The following is an 18,846-nucleotide window of genomic DNA, read 5'->3' as shown; positions in this document are numbered from 1 at the left end:
CGGTATCTATGTCGATCAAGCACGGTTTGCTGGCGTTGCTCCAAGAGGGGCCGAAGTACGGGTACCAGCTGCGCGGAGAGTTCGAGGCGGCGACGGGTGCGACCTGGCCGCTGAACATCGGGCAGGTGTACACGACGCTCACCCGGTTGGAGCGCGACGACCTGGTGCATGCCGCGTCGGCCGAGGGCGACGGGCGGTCGATGTACGAGATCACCGACGCCGGTCGCGCCGAGCTGACCAAGTGGTTCGAGACGCCGGTGACCCGGGAGTCGCGGCCGCGGGACGAGCTCGCGATCAAGCTCGCACTGGCCCTGGCGGTCCCTGGGGTCGATGTCAGCGCCGTCGTACAGCGGCAGCGGATGTCGACGATGGGATCACTGCAGGAGCTCACCCGGCTGAAACGCGGTAGCCGCGACGGCGAGATCTCCTGGCAGCTCGTGGTGGAGTCGATGATCTTCGCCGCCGAAGCCGAGATCCGCTGGCTCGATCACTGCGAAGCCAAGCTGTTACGGCACCGCCGTGCCTCATCGGCTACCACGACCAGCAACACCCCGGCCCCGCAGGACGTGGAGGCGAAGCGATGACCACCATTCTCGACATCCGCGGCCTGAGCCGGACGCACGGCCAGGGTGAGCAAGCTGTCCACGCCCTGCGCGGCGTCGACCTCGCGGTGGAAGCCGGTGAGCTCGTCGCCGTGATGGGTCCCTCCGGCTCCGGCAAGTCCACTCTGCTCACCTGCGCCGGCGGTCTCGACCGGCCCACCAGCGGCGAGGTCCTTGTCGACGGCAACGACCTCACCACACTCAGCCGGAACGCCGTCGCCGCCCTCCGGCGGCGCCGGATCGGCTACGTCTTCCAGGATTTCAACCTGATCCCCGCCCTCACCGCGGCCGAGAACGTCGCGCTGCCACTGGAGCTCGACGGCACCCGGACCCGGACCGCCCGCAAGTACGCCGTCGCCGCACTGCAGGAAGTGGGTATCGATGACCTCGCCGACCGATTCCCCGACGACATGTCTGGTGGCCAACGGCAACGAGTCGCGATCGCCCGCGCCATCGTCGGCGAGCGCCGGCTGCTGCTCGCCGACGAACCGACCGGCGCCCTCGACTCCGACACCGGTGAAGCCGTCCTCCAACTCCTCCGCGACCGGTGCGACCAGCACGGCATCGCCGGAGTGCTCGTCACCCACGACGCCCGGCACGCAGCCTGGGCCGACCGCGTGGTCTACCTGCGCGATGGTCTGTTGGTAGGCCAGTCCGGCCCGCTGCCCGACGCCGATGCACTGCTGCAGGAGAGCCACTGATGGGCCACTGGAGTCCACCGCTGCGGATCGCCCGCCGTACGACGCGGAAGTCGCTCGGCCGGACGTTCCTCGTCGCGGCACTGATCGGGCTGCCGGTGCTGGCAGCGACCTGGATGGGCGTGATCCTCCGAACCTCCGATCCACAAGGCGAAACGCTCGCCACGATCACGCTCGGCCAGGCCGATGCCGCGGTCGGGGTCACGCAGTTCGCGAAGCTCCAGGACCTGCCCGGCGAGCCGTCCATCCAGCTGAACGAGCCGCCACCTCCCGACAACGACCAGGGTCCGGTACGTACGCCGGCGACGTTCGATCCGGCCCCGTTGCTTCCGCCCGGCAGTACGTTCGCCCGGCAGTTCGTCGATACCGGCATGGTGGCGATCCGTGCGCCTGGATCGAACACCTCGGTCACCCTCGTCACCGGCGACGGCGCGAGCCCGCTGACCCACGGCACCGTGAAGGTCGACGAGGGCCGCCTCCCCACCGCCAAGAACGAGGTCGCCGTCTCGCCGTCCCTGGCCGACCGCCTCGGACTCGGTACGGCGTCAGGCACGCTGGTCGCCGCGGACGGCAGCAGCTACAGCGTCGTCGGCATCGCCCGCCAGATCTCCGGCGGGAGCGCCGGGACGGTCTTCGCCCCGCCGGACACGCCGCTGTCCACGGCCGACCCGACCACCACCGTGCGGTACCTGGTCAAGTTCCCCGCGTCCGTGCAGCCGGACACGCTGGAGAAGCAGTTGCTCGACCAAGGGCTCTATTTGTTGCCCCGAGCAAATATCGTGGATCCGCCACCGAATCCGTACGGCATGCGCAGCCAGGACATCGGTCCGTACGCCGCGATGGCACTGGTGATCGGGCTCGGGATCCTCGAGATCGTCCTGCTCGCCGGTACGGCATTCGCCGTCGGAGCCCGGCGGCAGACGCGAGAGCTCGGTCTGGTCACGGCAGCCGGCGGTACTCCGCGGGACGTCCGCCGGATCGTGTTGCTGCAGGGCCTGTTCGCCGGTCTGGTCGGGGTGATCGGCGGACTCGCCCTGGCGAGCGTGGCTCTGGTCGTGGGGAAGCCGCTGTGGGAACGGTTCACGGGCAGTGTGTTCACCGACTGGCAGATCCCAGGGACGGCCGTCGCACTGATCGCCGCGATCGGACTGCTCGCGGGTCTCGCGGCGGCCGTCGTACCGGCGATCACCGCGGGGCGGCAGACCCCGATGGCGGCGCTGGCCGGGCGCTTCACGACGACCGCACTGAAGGCGCGGATCCGCAGGGTGGCGGTGATCCTGCTGGTCGCCGGGGTGGGTTGCGTGCTCATCGGCAGTGGCTTGATCGCCACCGCTTTGAAGGAGGCGCAGCGATCGGCTGCCGGCCAGCCCGGTTCGCGGGACTACCAGGCGACGGTGACACCGACCGGGCCGATCGCTCTAGTCATGCTCGGGATCACAGCGGCGATCGCCGCGCTGGTCTGGATGCTGCCGAGTCTGGTCGGGAAGTTCGCCGGCCTGGCGCGGGTGCTGCCGCTCAGCGCCAGGATGGCGGTCCGCGACGCCGCCCGGCACCGGCATCGGACCGGTCCCGCGACGGCCGCGATCATGATGGCTGTGGCCGGTACTGCCGCCGTCGCGTTCGCGGCGTCGAACGCGATCGCCGCGAGCGCCAAGGAGTACGTCCTGGTTGCCCTGCCCGGGGACGCGGTGGTGCAGTTCTCCCTGGGTCAGGGTTCGCCGGCGTACTCGCAGAGCCTCGCCGATGCGGTCGCCGCGCAGCTTCCGGTCCGGCAGGCCTACCAGCTGGCCGACCTTTCGTTGCCTGGAGCAAAGGTCGACCAGTACGGCTGGTTGCCCACGTTCTACGCGCACGGGCCGAACAATGCCGAGGGGCAGAACTCGTACAGCCTGCTGGTCGCCGATCCCGCGTTCATCGCGCGCTTCGGTGCGTACGGCGAGCAGGCGGCAGCCGACCTGCGAGCCGGTAAGGTCGTGGTTCCGGTGGACCGGTTGGGCACCGCGGGCAAGATCACCCTGGAGAACCAGACGTCGGGATCCGGCGACCGCGCGGTCCGGACCGTCGCCGCCGTACCGGCCGGCACACCGCCGCGGATCACGCTCCTCCGTGACAGCGCACTGATCAGCCCGGACGAGGCACGCAAACTCGGCACGCTCAACGTGTCCCAGGTGCAGTACGAGCTGACCCGCGAACCGACCAAGGCCGAGCTCGCGGCCGTCGCACGGATCCTCGGCGGCGACGACGTACTGCAGGTGGAGAAGGGGTATCAGAGTCCGGCGCGGCTGTTCCTGATCGGGATCCTGGGGGCCGCGACCGTGGTCACCCTGCTCGGTGTGGCGATCTCGGTGTCGTTGTCGGCCGCCGAGGGACGTGCGGACCTGGCGACCCTCGCGGCGATCGGTGCACAACCACGCCGGCGGCGGTCGCTGGCGGCGGCACAGGCCTGGGTGCTCGGTCAGCTCGGTTGCGTACTGGGCGTCGGCATCGGCGCGCTCTACGGCTACACGGCCCACGCTGCCTTCGGATCACCGCACTTCATGGTTCCGTGGGCAGAGCTGGGCGGCATCGTGATCGTCGTACCACTGTTCGCCGGGCTGCTGGCCTGGCTGATGACGCGGTCCCGCCTCCCAATGGTCAGCCGGATCGACTAAGAGACGCTGTACACATTGGGACAGCTCATCGCGTCCGGGCTACCTCCGGATAAGCGACGGCGTACGGCGGTGTGCTGGTGACTCTCCATCGGCCACAAGCACACCGCTGGTACACGACCAGGCCTTCGCTGACCTGGTGGGAGGACACCGCACTCCAGCGGTGCTGATGAGGAACGATTCCGGTTGTCATTTGGCCATCATGATGTAATGGCATTATGCATCTCAACCCTTACGGCGCCGACGCGGTTCTGCTCGCCGTCAACCTGGTCACCCGACCGGCGACCACCGCCGCGGAGCTGGCCGAGCGCTGCGAGGAGAGCGGCGTCGAGAGCCGGATGGTCCGGGACCGCCGCGTCACCGCGGCCGATCTGGCGGCCGTGCGGGTCGCGCTCGACGAGTGGCTCGCGGTCGTGGATGCGCCGGACGAGCAGACCCGGGTCGATCTGGTCAACGCGATGCTCGCCAGGTACACCGAGCACCCACGGCTCACCAACCACGCCGGCGACGGCTGGCACGTGCACTACCGCCCCGACCAGGTCCCGGTCGGCCGGCTCGTCGCAACCCTGATCAGCACGGGTACGGCGCTGCACCTGGCCGGGCGCGGGATCTCCAGGCTCGGGCGCTGCGCGGCGGGCGGCTGCGACAACGTGTACGCCGACCTCTCCCGAACCGGCCGTCAGCGCTACTGCAGCCCCGCCTGCGCCAACCGGGACGCCGTCCGCCGGCATCGGGCCCGAAACTAGAGCCCGACTCGCACAGGGCCGATGCACAGGGTCGATCTAGGATGGGCAAATGAGTGAGAGCAGCAGCGAGGGCCAGGAGATGCCGATGGCCGGGGCACGGACCGAGGACGGCAAGGTCCTGATCGTCGGGCCTGACGGCATGGCCGTCGAAGGGCCGCCGCGCTCCGACGAGGACCATGAGCACGACGAACCGCGTTCGGTGACCGAACTGGTCGAACAGCCGGCCAAGGTGATGCGCGTCGCGAACATGATCCGCAACCTCCTCGAGGAGGTGAAGTCCGCTCCGCTCGACGAGGCATCACGGCAACGGCTGAAGGCGATCCACGAAGCCTCCATCAAGGAGCTCGAGAGCGGCCTCGCCCCCGAGCTGGTCGACGAGCTCGAACGCCTCAGCCTCGACTTCACCGACGACAGCACGCCGACCGAAGCCGAGCTCCGGATCGCACAGGCCCAGCTGGTCGGTTGGCTGGAAGGCCTGTTCCACGGCATCCAGACCGCGTTGTTCGCGCAGCAGATGGCGGCTCGTCAGCAGCTGGAGCACATGCGCCGCGCGCTGCCCGGCGGTCAGCAGATGCCGGGCGAAGACATGCCCGGTTTCCCCGGTGCACCGCAGGCCGGAACGACGGACGGTCCCGGCAGCGGGGGCATGTACCTCTGAAATCGCCTTGTTTCAAAGGCTGGAACAACTCAAGATCGAAACAATTCCTCGAGGACGGTGGCGACACCGTCCTCGTCGTTTGCCGGGCAGACCACATCGACCACGGCCAGGACCTCGGCGTGCGCGTTGGCCACGCCGTACGACGTCCCTGACCAGGCGAGCATGGGCAGATCGTTGACGGAGTCACCGAACGCGATCGTCTCACTGGCCGCAATCCCAAGCCCAGCAGCGAAATCGGCGAGCATCGCGGCCTTCGAGACTCCACTCGCCGAGATCTCCACCAGACTGTGACCACCACTGTGACTCGCGGTCACGCGATCGCCGACGACCGGACCGATACGGGCCAGCAGGTCGTCGGAGTGCCAGCTCGGATGACGCACCAAGAGTTTCGCTGCCGGTTCGGAGAGCAACACCTCGACCGCCGCGACGAGTGTGTCGGCAGGCTTCGGCCAGCGATTGAGGTAGTTGGGTTCCTGTCCGTAACGGTCCGGTCGCTCGATGGCGAACTCGACGTCGGGAATCTCCGCGCGGATCGCGCGGGCCACCTCCAGACCCACCGCTGGATCGATCAACCGGGTCCGGATCGCCTTACGCTGCAGGACGTCGTACAGAATGGCGCCGTTGGCAACTATTGCGATTCCGTGATCGCCGACGAGGTCGGACAGGTCGTGCAGCCAGCGAGGTGGCCGCGCGGTGACCATCACGAAAACACTTCCGGCGTGCTGTACCGCGAGAACGGCCGCGCGGGTTCGGTCCGAAACGGTTCCATCGGTGCGGACCAGGGTCCCGTCGAGGTCCGTGGCGATCAGGCGAGGAGGTACGGTGGCGGTCACCGGGCCACCGTATCTGGAGGAGTTCATTACTCCTCCCGGCCCGTCCGACGCAAGCATCCGGACATCGGTTTCAGATGTTTCTGACTTATCTGATTGAGCTTTTGACAACGTCATCAGACCGTTACGGCAGGATGCTGCAAAGGCAGCAAGTTCCCCTGCGCAGTGTTGAGCACGCATGATTTCATGCGGTGGTCTGGCGGGGAACCGGGGGCAGTTGAGCCGCGTCGTAAGCCTGTTCTGGATCAGCGCGACTGATGCCGCCCCACCACCGGAAGCACACACAAACGTCGAAGAACCGTTGTGGAATTGGCTGCAACCAAAACCACGGCAGCGACGTCAACAGTTATGGATCGGTGCGTCCCGCGCCCGGGACGCGACACGGTGGGCCGGTAACAGTTCGCCAGTCCATCAGCTAGTGGAGCTGTGTGAATGAACATTTTTCACTGTTCACTCACACGGATCCTAAAACTTGGGGAGCCTTGATGACCGTCAACAGCGCCAATCTAGCGGGGCCGGGGGGCAATAGCTCCCGAGCGGCTGTCGACACATCTTCCATCAGGGAAGGGGCGATGACCGGCTGTATCGCCCGTTCGGACATTTTCCAGCACCGCCTGATGGAAGAACCGCCGCCCGCGTCCGCCACCCGTCGTACTCGGGAGCGGTACGAACAGCTCGTGCGTGAGGCGAAGGCCTTGTGCGCTTCGTGTCCGCTGTTCACCGACTGCTTGTACAGCGCCGTCGCCGAGCACGACGTGAGCGGCTTCGTCGCCGGAACCACTGCTGTACAACGGCGTTCGATCCGGAACCTGCTGGACGTAGAGGTCCAGGCCGACGACTTCGACCAGCTCGCCGGGGCCCGTGGCACCCGCCGGCCGGTCAGCCACGAAGAGGTGCTGCGGCTGCGCACGCAGTACCCGAACGACAGCCTCGAGTCCCTGGCCATGCGGCTGGGATGCTCGCTGTCGACGGTGAAGCGTCACCTGCGCCGCGCCCGTCGTGGGCAGAGCCCGGCCGTGAAGACGCCGCGGCCGCGCCCGGAGGTCGCCGCCGTACTGGACGCGTTCGACACGGTGATCGACCAGTGCCAGCCACGCCGGAGCGGCAGCAGCCGCGTCGCCTGACCCGATACTCGGCCCGCCAGCGGACTATCGAACTGGGCCTCAGGCCCGGATCTCTGTAACCACAGGGATCCGGGCCTTTTGGTTGTCTAATGCAACTGTCAACCATTTCAGGCACAACCGAAAGGGTTGCCGCGGTCGTGCTCGCGGAGGAAGGTCGGACGGTGAATCAGAACCAGCGGTTGAGGACTGCGGCGACGCCGTCGTCCTGGACCGACTTGGTCACCTCGTCGGCCGCGGCCTTGACCTCGTCCGGCGCCGAACCCATCGCGACGCCCCGGCCGGCATAGGCCAGCATCTCGATGTCGTTGCGTCCGTCACCGATCGCGAGCAAACCGGAAGGATCCAGTTCGTACTGCGCCAGCGCGACCTTCAGCCCGGTGGACTTGTCCACGCCCTCGGGTGCGATGTCGAGCCACGCGGTCCAGCCAACGAAGTAACTCACGCCGTGCAGACCGAGTCGCTCCGCCAGACGAACGAAGTCGGCCTCGGACTGTTCCGGGTCCCGGATGATCAACCGGGTCACGGGTTCCGGCGCGAGCTCGTCGTCGGCCACCACGCGGATCTTCGCGTTGGCGCCGAGATCACCGGCCGGGAACGGCGCGGTGACCAGATAGCTGCCGTCGTAGTCCTCGACCGCCATCCGCGCGTTCGGGGCGTACTTGCGGACGGACTCGATCACGGTCGACGGATCGAACGTCCGCTCGTCGACCACGTGGCCGTCCGGGAAGCGCATCGTCCGCGCACCGTTGCTACAGACAACGAACCCGCCGGCCGGCAGGCCGAACCGCTCGGCCACCGGTTTGGTGGTCGACCAGGCCCGGCCCGTCGCCAGGATCACGGGCACCTGTGCGGCCGTACGGCGTACCGCGTCGACGACGGCGGGGGACAGTCCCTCGTCGTGATCGATCAGCGTGCCATCGATGTCCAGGGCAACGGCCGTCGGCCGTGAGCCCTCTGTCATTTGCCCACCGGTTCGAGGACCTCACGGCCGCCCAGGAACGGGCGCAGTGCGGTCGGAACCCGGACCGAGCCGTCGGCCAGCTGGTGCGTCTCCAGAATCGCGACGATCCAGCGGGTCGTGGCCAGCGTGCCGTTCAGCGTCGCGACCGGCTGCGTCTTCCCGTCGGCGTCCCGGTGCCGGATGTTCAGCCGACGGGCCTGGAAGTCCATGCAGTTCGACGTCGAGGTCAGCTCGCGGTACCGGCCCTGCGTCGGCACCCACGCCTCACAGTCGAACTTCCGGTACGCCGAGATGCCCAGATCGCCGGTCGCGGTGTCGATCACCCGGTAGCACAGCTCCATCTTGTCGAGCATCTCCTTCTCCCAGCCGAGCAGCCGCTGGTGCTCGGCGGCGGCCTCGTCCAGGCTGCAGTAGGAGAACATCTCGACCTTGTCGAACTGGTGGACACGGATGATCCCGCGGGTGTCCTTCCCGTGCGACCCGGCTTCCTTGCGGTAGCAGGACGACCAGCCGGCGTAGCGGACGGGACCGTTGGACAGGTCAATGATCTCGTCCATGTGGTACCCGGCCAGGGCGACCTCCGACGTACCGGTCAGGTAGAGCTCGGGCTCGTCGAGCCGGTAGACGTCGTCGTGGGCGCTCAGGTAGCCGGTGCCGCCCATCACCTCGGGCTTGACCAGCGTGGGCGTGATCATCGGGGTGAAGCCGTTCTCGACCGCCTGCTGGACGGCCAGTTGGAGCATGCCGAGCTGGAGCAGCATGCCGGCGCCCTTGAGGAAGTAGAACCGCGAGCCGCTGATCTTCGCGCCGCGTTCCATGTCGATCGCGCCGAGCAGCTCGCCCAGCTCGAGGTGGTCGCGCGGCTCGAAGCCCTCGGCCGCGAAGTCGCGCGGCTTGCCGACCTCCTCGACCACGACGAAGTCGTCCTCGCCGCCGACCGGGGCCTCGTCCGAGACCAGGTTCGGCAGTGCTTTGGCCAGTTCGTCGAAGCGGTTGCCGGCCTCGTTCGCGGCGGCCTCGTTCGCCTTCACGTCGGCGGCCAGGGTCTTGGTCCGCTCCAGCAGCGCGGTCCGGTCGTCACCCTTGGCCTGGGCGACCTGCTTGCCGAGCGTCTTCTGCTCGGCCCGGAGCGCCTCGAACGCGGAGATGGACGATCGACGCTCACTGTCGGCGACCAGAATCTGGTCGACCAGGTCCGTACTCTCACCGCGCTTGGTCAGGGCCGCGCGCACGACGTCGGGGTTCTCACGGAGCAGTTTCGCGTCAATCACACCCTGAGGGTATCGGGGCGTGTCAGAAGGGGCGAAGTCTATTCGGGATGATGTGGTGGTCGTACGTGATCACAGAGGGGGAATCGAGCGGGTCATGAACCATCACCCACCCAGTCCGGTCGGCCGTGTGCTCACGGTCGTCCTGGGTGCGCTGCCGTTCACCGTGATCACGCTGCTCGTCTTCAAGCACTGGCCGCCGCTGGAGCGCTGGGACCAGTCGGTTGCCGCCCGGGCCGCGACGTACGGCGCCGCCCACGAGACCGTGATCGACTTCTGGCAGGTGGTCGGCGCGATCGTGGTCCCGTGGACCTCACGGGGCGTGCTCGTGGTGGTGGCGGCGTACCTCTGGCAGCGCCGGGCCCGGCATCTGACGGTCTGGCTGCTCGTCTCGGCCGGGGCCGAGCTCGGGCTGGTCCAGGCGGTCAAGGCGATCGCCGAGCGGCCGCGACCGACCCAGATGCTGGTCGAGAACGACGGCTGGTCGTATGTGTCGGGCCACGCGGCCGCAGCCTTCGTGATGGCCGGTGCGCTGGGCGTGGTCCTGCCGTCGGTCCGGGGTTGGCGGCGCCGGTTCCGGCTGCTGGTGATGCTGCCGACGATCGCGGTGGTGTGGATCGCGTCCGCCGACCGGATCGCACTGAACGTGCACTATGTGTCCGACGTACTCGGCGGGTGGGCGCTCGGCCTGGCGATCCTGACCGCGACCTCGATCGGCTTCGGTCTCCGGCCCGGGTTGCGTCGACGGCGTCGGCGTACGCCCTCGGACGGCGACGGTACGACGATCCCGCCGCGGGCCGCCGTGATCGTGAACCCGATCAAGGTCGGCGACGGGGTGGCGTTCCGGCGGAAGGTGACCCGGGCGCTGGCGTTCCGGGGGTACGACGATCCGCTCTGGCTGGAGACGCGTCAGGACGATGCCGGGAACGCGATGGCCAAACAGGCGATCGAGAACGAGTCCGACCTGGTCCTGGTCGCCGGCGGAGACGGCACGGTCCGGGTGGTCTGCTCGGCGCTCGCGCACACCGGCATTCCGGTCGGAGTGATCCCGGCCGGCACCGGCAACCTGCTGGCCCGGAACCTGCACATCCCGCTCGATCTGGACGACGCGCTGGAGCGGATCCTGGACGGCCGGGACCGGCGGATCGATCTGGTCCGGGTCCATGGTGACGAGCTCGACACCGACCGGTTCGCGGTGATGGCCGGGCTCGGGCTGGACGCGGCGATCATCTCGGACGCGCCGCCGCATCTGAAGAAGCAGATCGGCTGGACGGCGTACCTGGTCTCGGCCGCGAAGAACATCAACCACCCGTCGGTGCGGGTGACGCTCTCGCTGGACGACGCGGAGCCGATCGAGCGGCGGGTGCGGACGGTCGTGATCGGGAACGTCGGGATGCTGCAGGCGAACATCCCGCTGCTGCCGGACGCACGCCCGGACGACGGTCTGCTCGATGTCGTGGTGATCGCCCCGCGCCGGGTGACGCAGTGGCCGATCGTGCTCTGGCGCCTGATGACGCGCACCAACCGGACCGACATGTACCTGGAGCGCTTCACCGGCCGAAAGGTCGAGATCACCGCGGCAGTCGACGTACAGCGCCAGCTGGACGGTGACCCCATCGGCCCCGGCCGCCACCTGACCGCCGAAATAGAACCCGGCGCCCTAACCGCCCGAGTCCCCAAACGCCGCTAGCCCTGCTCCGACTCTTTCCGGAGGGTTTCGAGGGCCTCTTCCTCTTCGGGGGAGAGTTTGGCCTCGCTGGTGAACGCCTTGATCTCCTTGGCGTACGTGCGTGCGTCCGCCCGGCTGTTGATCGACGTCAGCACGACGCCGTCGCCGTTGTCGTCCAGGAGCGCCATCGACCACGACAACTTCCCGCCGGTGTCGCCGAACGCGTCGTACCGGACCATCGCCAGGTGCTGCAGGGTCTCGCGGAGCTCGCCGCGGGTGACCTCGATCTCCTTGCCCAGCTTGCGGAGCTCGGATCTGACCGTGCCCGGCTTGGCGGCCGGCTGTTCGGGTTCCTGCTCCGGTTCGGGGACGGGCGTCGCCGCGAGCTTGGCCGACTTGGACGTGCCGGACTGCGCCCGGAGGGCCTGGATCGCGAACACCAGGGCGAGCACCGCCACGAACAGGGCGGCGATCCCGAAAGCGCCGGCTAACGTCGAAGACACGCACGGAAGCCTAAGGCATGACGTGTTGTACCTGAGTATTCAGGCGACTGCGGAGAGTGCGCGACCGGACCGGAAGAGGTGTTGTCCGCCCAGGCCACGTAGATTCTCGGCGTGACTCATTTGCCTGACCAAGGTCCTCAACCGGGTGTCCACGACCTGGGATATGCACGGCTCGACACCGACCGGCTGGAGCGCACCGGCGACGCCGAGGTGGTATACGGCGCCGGCAAGACGCCCGAGCAGGTCGTCGAACTGCTGCGCACGCTGCACGCGACCCACCCCGGGCACGCCGTTCTTGCGACGCGATTGACCGAGGAGGCCCAGGCTGCGGTGGCCGCTGCGCTGCCGGGCGCGGTGGTCGATCCGGTCGGGCGTACGGCGGTCCTCGGGGAGGCGCCCGTACTGCGTGGGACTGTCGCCGTGGTGGCGGCCGGTACGTCGGATGCGCCGGTGGCGGCCGAGGCTGCGACGACGGCCAAGGTTTTCGGGGCCGAGGTCGATCTGATCACCGACGTGGGTGTGGCTGGGCTGCACCGAGTGATGGCAGTTCGTGAACGGCTCGACGCGGCGGACTGCCTGGTCGTGGTCGCCGGGATGGAGGGCGCGCTGCCTTCCGTGGTCGGCGGGCTGGTCGGGGTCCCGCTGGTGGCGGTGCCGACGTCGGTTGGGTACGGCGCTTCGTTCGGTGGGCTGGCCGCGTTGCTGGCGATGCTGAACTCGTGTGCGCCAGGGGTCAGCGTGGTGAACATCGACAACGGGTTCGGTGCCGGGGTGTTCGCAGCCCGGGTTGCTCGTCGATCCGCACCGCGTGAGGCGAAGGAGATCCAGTGAGAATCGCCTGGATCGACTGCTCGGCCGGCGCTTCCGGCGACATGCTTCTCGGAGCCTTCCTGGATGCCGGCGCCGACCTCAACGCAGTCAACGCCGCCGTATCCGCGGTCGACCCGTCCCTCTCAGTCAGCGTCGACCGCACCATGCGCCACCAGATCGCCGCCACCAAAGCCACAGTCCGGGTAGACGGCACACCCCATCCAGAAAACACCCCCGCCGACGTCGGACACGGGCATGGACACGGGCACGGCCATGGACATGAGCCGGGCACGGACGCCGCCCCGGGGGACGGGCACGAGCCGGGCACGGGCGCCGCACCGGGGGACGAGGCTGGATCCTCCCCCTCTTCTCCCTCGGTAGGGCATGGGCATGGCCCGACTCGGCCCTGGGCGGAGGTTCGGCGGTTGATTGAGGGGGCTGGGCTTACCGAGGCCGTGCAGAAGCGGGCCCTCGACACCTTCGCTCGACTCGCTCGAGCCGAGGGTAAGGCTCATGGGGTGACGCCGGACGAGGTGCATTTCCATGAAGTCGGGGCGCTGGATGCGATCGCGGACATCGTTGGAGTCGCGGCGGCCTCGGCCTCGCTGGATATCGATCGGATCATCGTGTCGCCGATCAGCCTCGGCGGTGGACGGCAGGTTCGCGGGCAGCACGGCGGCATCCCGGTGCCGGGTCCCGCCGTACTGCATGTGCTGTCTGAGGCGGACGCACCTGTTGTCGGCGGCACAGCGCCGTACGAGATGACGACGCCGACCGGAGCAGCCCTGCTCGCTTCATTGGCGAACGACTTCGGGCTCCTGCCGCCGATGCGGATCCAGCAGACCGGCGTCGGCGCGGGCGGCCGGGACCCGATCGAGGTGCCGAACATCGTCCGCGTCGTACTGGGTGAATCGCTCGAGGGCTCCGCCACCGAGCTCGTCTATGAGACCAACGTCGACGATCTCGACCCGCGCATCTGGCCGCAGGTACTGGCGCGCCTGATGGAAGCCGGCGCGGCCGACGCGTGGCTGACCCCGATCCTGATGAAGAAGGGCCGCCCGGCCCACACCCTCTCGGTCCTCGTCGGCGGTGCGAACGCCGAGGTCGTCCGTTCGGTGATCCTGTCCGAGACGTCCGCGATCGGCCTGCGCGAGTTCAGCATCCGCAAGCACGCCGCGGACCGCGAGTTCGCCACCGTCGACGTCGACGGCCAGCGCATCCACGTGAAGATCGCCCGGTACGGCGGCCAGGTCGTCAACGTCCAACCCGAGTACGACGACGTGGTGGCCGCGGCCGCCAACCTCAAGAAGCCCGTGAAGACCGTCCTGGCCAAAGCCGTAGCCGCCGGCCACGACCTCTGGAGCTAGTGGGCTTCAGCGTTCTCCGGGACAGCCTTCTGCTTACGGCGCGGCCAGTCGTACGGCCACCACTCGGCTCCGCGCCGCCGGGCCCAGACGATCAGGCCGATCAGGACCGCCAGCTCGATCGCCGGGCAGATGGTGTCCCGGAGCCGCGCGCTGAAGAACTCCAGGGAGTCGGACAGGCTCGCGGCGACCTGACGGGCGTTGGGGTCGCGACCGGGGACGTACGCGATCGCGAGCATCGTCGTACGCACGACCATCAAGCCGTCGACCTTCGACGCGGCGACGGCGGCCAGCGCGACCCAGGCGATCAGGTCGTACCAAGGCAGTGAGTACATCGCGGTCAGGATCCACGCGATCGCATAGATCGCGGTGTACCGGATCGCCGCCGGCGTGGGGTCGTCCGGGTGCGTCTGCGGGACCAGCGACTTCGGGAACACCTGGGTCAGCAGGATCGCGACCACGATCAGCCCGACCCACGCGAGGATCGCCAGGACCGTCCGCACCAGCCCGTTCGGCAGGAACAGCGTGAAGAAGCTCAGCAACACCTTGTGCGGCGTACCCGTCGAGATGAACGACGTCTGCGACCGTGCCTGCTGGAACGCCTGCAGCCCGACCACGGCGTACAAACCGGCCATTGCGAGCGCGCCACCACCACAGAAGATCGCGGCCTTCCGGCGATCGGCCCGCAGCGACCACAGCATTGCCACGCCGACCAGCCCGATCGACAGCTTCGTGCAGCCCGCGATCCCGATCAGGATCCCGGCCCAGAACACGTGCCGCCGGAACAACACGAGCCCCATCACCGCGAACATCACGGCGATCGCGTCGTTGTGTGCGCCGGCGAGAACACACCACAGGATCAGTGGGTTCGCGAGCCCGAGCATGATCACGCGGCGGCGGTTCGGCAGGTTGGGCCCGACGAGCTTGACCAGGAGCAGTCCGGTGACGATCAGGCTGATCGCGACCGACAACTGCAGCATCCACACGGTCAGCTGCATCGAGTCGCCACCGATCAGTGACGACAGCCACTGGATCCAGGTCGCGATCGGCCCGTACACACTCTTCGCGCCCTGCCACGGCCGCTCGGTCGCCGCGATCACCGGGTCGTACCCGAGCCGGATCGTGTCCGCCGGCGCCTGCGTGTACGGGTTGCCGCCGAGCGACATGATCCGTCCGTACGCCGCGTAGATCAGCACATCGCCGGACGCCATCGGCGGGACCAGCGCGACGGCCGCCGTCGTACCGATGCCTAGGGCAATCAATCTGTCGATCCGCGGGGCCCAGCCGTGCTTGAGGGCCTTGGTGGCAAGGTAGACGCCGTACCCGCCGAGCAGGATCGCGACGTAGATCATCACCGTGACGAGCCAGTCGTTCGCCTTGGTGTCGAACCAGTACGACGGCAACCACTTGTGCCGGTTGGTCAGGGTCAGAACGACGACCGACGGGCCGAGCAGGCCGACCGCGACGATGAGCGCCGTACAAGCGAGGTAGAGCGCGACTGCGCGCCGTCCGTAGCGCTGGGCGAGCTGCGGATCGGACAGGTCGGCAGTGCTCATTGCGCGGTCTTCCGCGGGAACAGGCTGCGCAGCGACGGGCCGCCGCCGTCCGCGGGCAGAGCGCTACGTGCGGCCAGGGCGCGTCGGACGTGCAGGTACTGCTTCGCGCGATGCAACTGCCCGCGCAGGTCGGTCCCGGTGGCGCGGTGCCGGACCTCGATCGGCACCTCCAGGATGCGGAAGCCCTTCCGCCCGAGGTCGATGCTCAGCGCGGTCTCGACCCCGAACCCGGCCGCCAGCGGTACGGCGGAGTCGAACGCGGCCCGGGTCAGACAACGCTGCCCCGACAGCGGCTGCTCCGGAGCCCAGCCGGTCGCCTCCTCGACCCCGGCCCGGGCCAGTCGTACGACGAACCCGTGCCCGCCGGCCTTCGAACCATCGGCACGCACCTGCGCCGGCAGGGTGCCGATGGTCATGTCGGCCTGACCGGTCTGCACCGGCTCGATCAGTGGCGCCGCACCGACCGCGGTGTCGGTCAGGTCGGCGTCGAGGAACAACAGGTGTCGCGGCCGGGCACCATCCCGCTCGGCGACCGCTGCCGCACCGGTCTCCATCGCTGCGGCCTTCCCCCGGTTCCGCTCGTGGCGGACCACGACTGCGCCCGCGCGCTCGGCCGCCTCCGCCGTGCCGTCCGTGGAGCCGTCGTCGACGACCACGACGAGGTCGACGCCGGTGATCTTGTGCACCGCGTCCACAGTGGCTGCGATCCGGTCCGACTCGTCCTTCGCCGGGATCACACAGGCGACGGCACGCTCGAACGGCTCGGAATGCAGATCATGACCGGACACAGCACCGCAGCCTAGTTCCTCGGCAGCCGATCGACCTCGTCAGCGCCCGCCGCTGTGGATATCTCGTCCTTTCGAACGAGCTCACCCGAGACCTTGATATTGTCGGACAATCAGACACATTGAAGATAGTCCGGCGCGGTCGCGACCGGCTGCCGTAGCTTGGTTGGCACGGACTCAAGGGAGAGGGCAGACGGATGACCGAGGCTCAGGGGTACGGCGTCGACAGTGAAGTGGGCCCGCTGCGGACGGTGATGCTGCACCGGCCCGGGAACGAGCTCCGCCGGCTCACCCCACGGAACAACGACAAACTGCTGTTCGACGGCATCCCGTGGGTCGGTCGCGCGCAGGACGAGCACGATGCGTTCGCCCAGGCGCTGCGGGACCGCGACGTCGAGGTCCTGTATCTCGGCGAGCTGCTCGCCGAGGCACTCGCGGACCCGGAAGCACGCACCCGCGCGGTCGCCGGCACCACCGAGGACCTGCGCCTCGGCGACACCCTGCGCGACTATCTCCAGGCCTCGCTCAGCAATCTCGATCCGGCTCAGCTCGCCGAGGCGTTGATGGCCGGTGTCCGGAACGACGAGGTTCGAGCGGGTGGACTCGTCACGTCACTCCTGGCGCACGAGGACTTCCTGATCGATCCGCTGCCGAACCTGCTGTTCACGCGGGACTCCAGCGTCTGGATCCGGGACTCGGTCGCGGTGACCTCACTCGCGATGCCGGCCCGGGCGCGCGAGACCCAGCTGACCGAGCTGATCTACACGTTCCACCCGCGGTTCGCCGGTGCGAACAAGGTCTACGACCACACGCTCGAGCACGTCGAGGGTGGCGACGTACTCGCGCTTGGTCCGGGCGTACTCGCGGTTGGGGTCGGGGAGCGGACCACACCGGCCGGGGTGGAGCGGTTGGCCCGGCGGGTGTTCGCGCAGGACCTGGCGCACACCGTGCTCGCCGTACCGATCGCGCAGCAGCGGGCGACGATGCATCTCGACACGGTCTGCACGATGGTCGACGTTGACGCCGTACTCATGTATCCGAACATGGCGGAGGAGATGCGGGCGCTCGCGGTCACCACCGACGGGGACCAGTTGCATGTCGCGGAGCCGGAGCCGTTCCTGGTGGCGGCCGCCAAGGCGCTCGGGATGGACACGCTGCGGCGGATCGATACCGGACTGGACCCGGTCACGGCCGAGCGCGAGCAATGGGACGACGGGAACAACACTCTCGCCCTGGCGCCGCGGGTGTGCATCGCGTACGAGCGCACTGTCGAGACCAACGCGCGGCTGGAGGAGTCCGGGATCGAGGTCATCCGGATCTCGGGTTCGGAGCTGGGCTCGGGCCGTGGCGGGCCGCGCTGCATGTCGTGCCCGGTGCTCCGCGCTCCGCTCGGCTGAGCCCTGGGGTCCGGGCCCCCGTGTGAGCCCTACGACACGCGCAGTTAAATCGGGACTTGTGGCAGCCGGGCAACCCGACTACTCTTCATGCCTAGGCCCAGGCCCTGTTGCTCCCCCGTCAGCAGGACTTGGGCCGTCCACGTTTTCTAGGTTTATCGATCATGGCCTAGACCACTGTCAGTAATCGAACCCCCGGGCCGAGGCCCGGGGGTTCGTTGCGTCAGCGGATGGTGAGCTGGCGGCTGGCGAGGCCGGCCCGGGCGGCGCGCTCTTCGGTGCTGAGCGTCGCCTCGGTCGCGAGCGCCTTCTCCAGCGCGACCGCGAAGTCGGCCGCGGGCTTCTCGACGTCGGCGGCCTCGGTGCCGGCGGGGAGCTCCCAGACCGGGGCCAGGACGCCGAGGGCGCGGAAGGATCCGATCAGACGGCTGCCCTCGATCAGCGCGGACGAGCCGGCCGCGTGCAGGCGGGCGAGCGCGTCGAGCAGGGTGTCCTCGCTGTGCGGCAGCACCCAGCGCAGGTAGCGGCGGTCGCCGATCTCGGTCCAGTACGCCGCCTCGACCGATTCCAACCGCTTCGTCGGGGCCGCGGCCGCATTGGCGCGCTCCAGACCCGCGGCGACCTCGCCGGTCGGGTCCTCGACGTTCTCGCCGACCCAGAAGTCGAAGCCCTCGTGCACCTTGGCCTCGATCGGCTTCGAGGTGTCGATCAGGTCCTGCAGGCGCGGACCTTCCTTCATCAGGTCGCCCAGCTGGACCGGATTGCCCGGCTCGGTGTGCAGCGCAGCGTTGATCGCGTGGCCGAGGTCGCGACTCGGGTCACCCGACGACGCGTGCGTCTGCAGGCCGATCCAGATCGTCTCGTCGTCGCGGACCAGACCCGGCATCGCCATCGGCAGCAGGGTGACCAGGTTGACCACCTTGCCCGCGTTGTCCCCGGTCAGCACGACCTCCGCCGTACCCGCGGGGACGATCTCGCGGAACGCGATCAGGTCACACTCCGACGGCAGCCCCTCGAACGGCCGCATCACGAAGGTGTCGGTGGCCTGGGCCCGGTCCTTGCCGTGACACTGCTTGAACCGCTTGCCCGAACCACAGGGGCAGGGTTCCCGCGGCCCGACGTCGACCAGGTCGGCCGGATCGAGAGTGACGGTCGTCGTGTTGCCGGACTTGGCGCGCTGCCGCGACTTCTTTCCCATAACCCCGCAGTCTTGCAGCCGACGGCACCCGT

General features: G+C 68.7%; 17 protein-coding genes. 10 read left to right on the top strand and 7 right to left on the bottom strand.

The genetic code is table 11. The features are described from left to right. Positions 1-8: 8 nt before the first annotated feature. From AB0L70_RS04045 to AB0L70_RS04025, 5 genes are all read left to right on the top strand, one after another. Positions 9-584 (top strand): helix-turn-helix transcriptional regulator, encoded by a 576-nt coding sequence (locus tag AB0L70_RS04045; protein WP_363679691.1) that lies wholly within the window; start codon positions 9-11, stop codon positions 582-584. Then, positions 581-1,303, top strand: coding sequence for an ABC transporter ATP-binding protein (locus AB0L70_RS04040; RefSeq protein ID WP_363679689.1), 723 nt, complete (start codon positions 581-583; stop codon positions 1,301-1,303). Before AB0L70_RS04045 ends, AB0L70_RS04040 begins: the two co-directional genes overlap by 4 nt. Continuing rightward, positions 1,303-3,951: an FtsX-like permease family protein gene (locus AB0L70_RS04035; protein ID WP_363679687.1), complete on the top strand. Its 2,649-nt coding sequence runs from the start codon at positions 1,303-1,305 to the stop codon at positions 3,949-3,951. Before AB0L70_RS04040 ends, AB0L70_RS04035 begins: the two co-directional genes overlap by 1 nt. Before the next feature lie 215 nt (positions 3,952-4,166). Continuing rightward, positions 4,167-4,694, top strand: a complete 528-nt coding sequence (locus AB0L70_RS04030) for a CGNR zinc finger domain-containing protein (RefSeq protein WP_363679685.1) — start codon at positions 4,167-4,169, stop codon at positions 4,692-4,694. A 49-nt stretch (positions 4,695-4,743) separates the two neighbouring features. Beyond that, on the top strand, positions 4,744-5,352 hold the full coding sequence (locus tag AB0L70_RS04025) for a bacterial proteasome activator family protein (RefSeq protein ID WP_363679683.1): 609 nt from the start codon (positions 4,744-4,746) through the stop codon (positions 5,350-5,352). A gap of 29 nt (positions 5,353-5,381) precedes the next feature. On the opposite strand, the gene AB0L70_RS04020 is transcribed toward AB0L70_RS04025, so the two are convergent. Further along, positions 5,382-6,185 (bottom strand): HAD family hydrolase, encoded by an 804-nt coding sequence (locus AB0L70_RS04020; protein WP_363679681.1) that lies wholly within the window; start codon positions 6,183-6,185, stop codon positions 5,382-5,384. A gap of 569 nt (positions 6,186-6,754) precedes the next feature. Between AB0L70_RS04020 and AB0L70_RS04015 the strand changes: the two genes are divergently transcribed. Then, a complete protein-coding gene (locus AB0L70_RS04015) occupies positions 6,755-7,306 on the top strand; it encodes a WhiB family transcriptional regulator (protein WP_363679679.1) in 552 nt (183 codons plus the stop codon). 166 nt (positions 7,307-7,472) lie between these two features. Here the strand turns inward: AB0L70_RS04015 and AB0L70_RS04010 are convergent, their stop codons facing one another. Continuing rightward, positions 7,473-8,267, bottom strand: a complete 795-nt coding sequence (locus AB0L70_RS04010) for an HAD family hydrolase (protein WP_363679677.1) — start codon at positions 8,265-8,267, stop codon at positions 7,473-7,475. Then, on the bottom strand, positions 8,264-9,538 hold the full coding sequence (serS, locus tag AB0L70_RS04005; protein WP_363679675.1) for a serine--tRNA ligase: 1,275 nt from the start codon (positions 9,536-9,538) through the stop codon (positions 8,264-8,266). The genes AB0L70_RS04010 and serS overlap by 4 nt, the downstream gene beginning before the upstream one ends. Positions 9,539-9,632: 94 nt before the next feature. Here serS and AB0L70_RS04000 point away from each other — a divergent pair, with 94 nt between their 5' ends. Further along, positions 9,633-11,225, top strand: coding sequence for a diacylglycerol kinase family protein (locus AB0L70_RS04000; protein ID WP_363679673.1), 1,593 nt, complete (start codon positions 9,633-9,635; stop codon positions 11,223-11,225). On the opposite strand, the gene AB0L70_RS03995 is transcribed toward AB0L70_RS04000, so the two are convergent. Further along, positions 11,222-11,707 carry a DUF4446 family protein gene (locus AB0L70_RS03995; RefSeq protein WP_363679671.1) on the bottom strand — a complete coding sequence of 162 codons (486 nt, stop codon included), beginning with the start codon at positions 11,705-11,707 and terminating at the stop codon, positions 11,222-11,224. The two genes, AB0L70_RS04000 and AB0L70_RS03995, sit on opposite strands and share 4 nt — an antisense overlap. Before the next feature lie 111 nt (positions 11,708-11,818). On the opposite strand from AB0L70_RS03995, the gene larB reads away from it, so the two are divergent. After that, positions 11,819-12,538, top strand: coding sequence for a nickel pincer cofactor biosynthesis protein LarB (gene larB, locus AB0L70_RS03990; RefSeq protein WP_363679669.1), 720 nt, complete (start codon positions 11,819-11,821; stop codon positions 12,536-12,538). Beyond that, the gene (gene larC, locus AB0L70_RS03985) at positions 12,535-13,884 is read left to right on the top strand and encodes a nickel pincer cofactor biosynthesis protein LarC (protein WP_363679667.1); all 1,350 of its coding nucleotides are present in this window, start codon (positions 12,535-12,537) and stop codon (positions 13,882-13,884) included. Before larB ends, larC begins: the two co-directional genes overlap by 4 nt. On the opposite strand, the gene AB0L70_RS03980 is transcribed toward larC, so the two are convergent. Continuing rightward, a complete protein-coding gene (locus tag AB0L70_RS03980; protein WP_363679665.1) occupies positions 13,881-15,437 on the bottom strand; it encodes a DUF2029 domain-containing protein in 1,557 nt (518 codons plus the stop codon). The two genes, larC and AB0L70_RS03980, sit on opposite strands and share 4 nt — an antisense overlap. Continuing rightward, positions 15,434-16,225, bottom strand: coding sequence for a glycosyltransferase (locus AB0L70_RS03975; protein ID WP_363679663.1), 792 nt, complete (start codon positions 16,223-16,225; stop codon positions 15,434-15,436). Before AB0L70_RS03975 ends, AB0L70_RS03980 begins: the two co-directional genes overlap by 4 nt. Before the next feature lie 194 nt (positions 16,226-16,419). Between AB0L70_RS03975 and AB0L70_RS03970 the strand changes: the two genes are divergently transcribed. Further along, a complete protein-coding gene (locus AB0L70_RS03970) occupies positions 16,420-17,619 on the top strand; it encodes an arginine deiminase (RefSeq protein WP_363679661.1) in 1,200 nt (399 codons plus the stop codon). A gap of 220 nt (positions 17,620-17,839) precedes the next feature. Here AB0L70_RS03970 and AB0L70_RS03965 read toward each other — a convergent pair whose 3' ends face one another. Next, a complete protein-coding gene (locus tag AB0L70_RS03965) occupies positions 17,840-18,814 on the bottom strand; it encodes a DUF5926 family protein (RefSeq protein WP_363679659.1) in 975 nt (324 codons plus the stop codon). Positions 18,815-18,846 lie beyond the last annotated feature (32 nt).

The organism is Kribbella sp. NPDC051952 (assembly GCF_040680855.1).
Lineage (GTDB): Bacteria > Actinomycetota > Actinomycetes > Propionibacteriales > Kribbellaceae > Kribbella.
The sequence above is the reverse complement of the archived record's forward strand: the minus strand, read 5'-3'. Positions and strand labels throughout refer to the sequence as shown.

Coding starts and splice junctions, on each gene's coding strand:
- AB0L70_RS04045 (WP_363679691.1), top strand. CDS start 9: ATGTCGATCAAGCACGGTTTGCTGGCGTTGCTCCAAGAGGGGCCGAAG.
- AB0L70_RS04040 (WP_363679689.1), top strand. CDS start 581: ATGACCACCATTCTCGACATCCGCGGCCTGAGCCGGACGCACGGCCAG.
- AB0L70_RS04035 (WP_363679687.1), top strand. CDS start 1,303: ATGGGCCACTGGAGTCCACCGCTGCGGATCGCCCGCCGTACGACGCGG.
- AB0L70_RS04030 (WP_363679685.1), top strand. CDS start 4,167: ATGCATCTCAACCCTTACGGCGCCGACGCGGTTCTGCTCGCCGTCAAC.
- AB0L70_RS04025 (WP_363679683.1), top strand. CDS start 4,744: ATGAGTGAGAGCAGCAGCGAGGGCCAGGAGATGCCGATGGCCGGGGCA.
- AB0L70_RS04015 (WP_363679679.1), top strand. CDS start 6,755: ATGACCGGCTGTATCGCCCGTTCGGACATTTTCCAGCACCGCCTGATG.
- AB0L70_RS04010 (WP_363679677.1), bottom strand. CDS start 8,267: ATGACAGAGGGCTCACGGCCGACGGCCGTTGCCCTGGACATCGATGGC.
- AB0L70_RS04000 (WP_363679673.1), top strand. CDS start 9,633: ATGAACCATCACCCACCCAGTCCGGTCGGCCGTGTGCTCACGGTCGTC.
- AB0L70_RS03980 (WP_363679665.1), bottom strand. CDS start 15,437: ATGAGCACTGCCGACCTGTCCGATCCGCAGCTCGCCCAGCGCTACGGA.
- AB0L70_RS03970 (WP_363679661.1), top strand. CDS start 16,420: ATGACCGAGGCTCAGGGGTACGGCGTCGACAGTGAAGTGGGCCCGCTG.
- AB0L70_RS03965 (WP_363679659.1), bottom strand. CDS start 18,814: ATGGGAAAGAAGTCGCGGCAGCGCGCCAAGTCCGGCAACACGACGACC.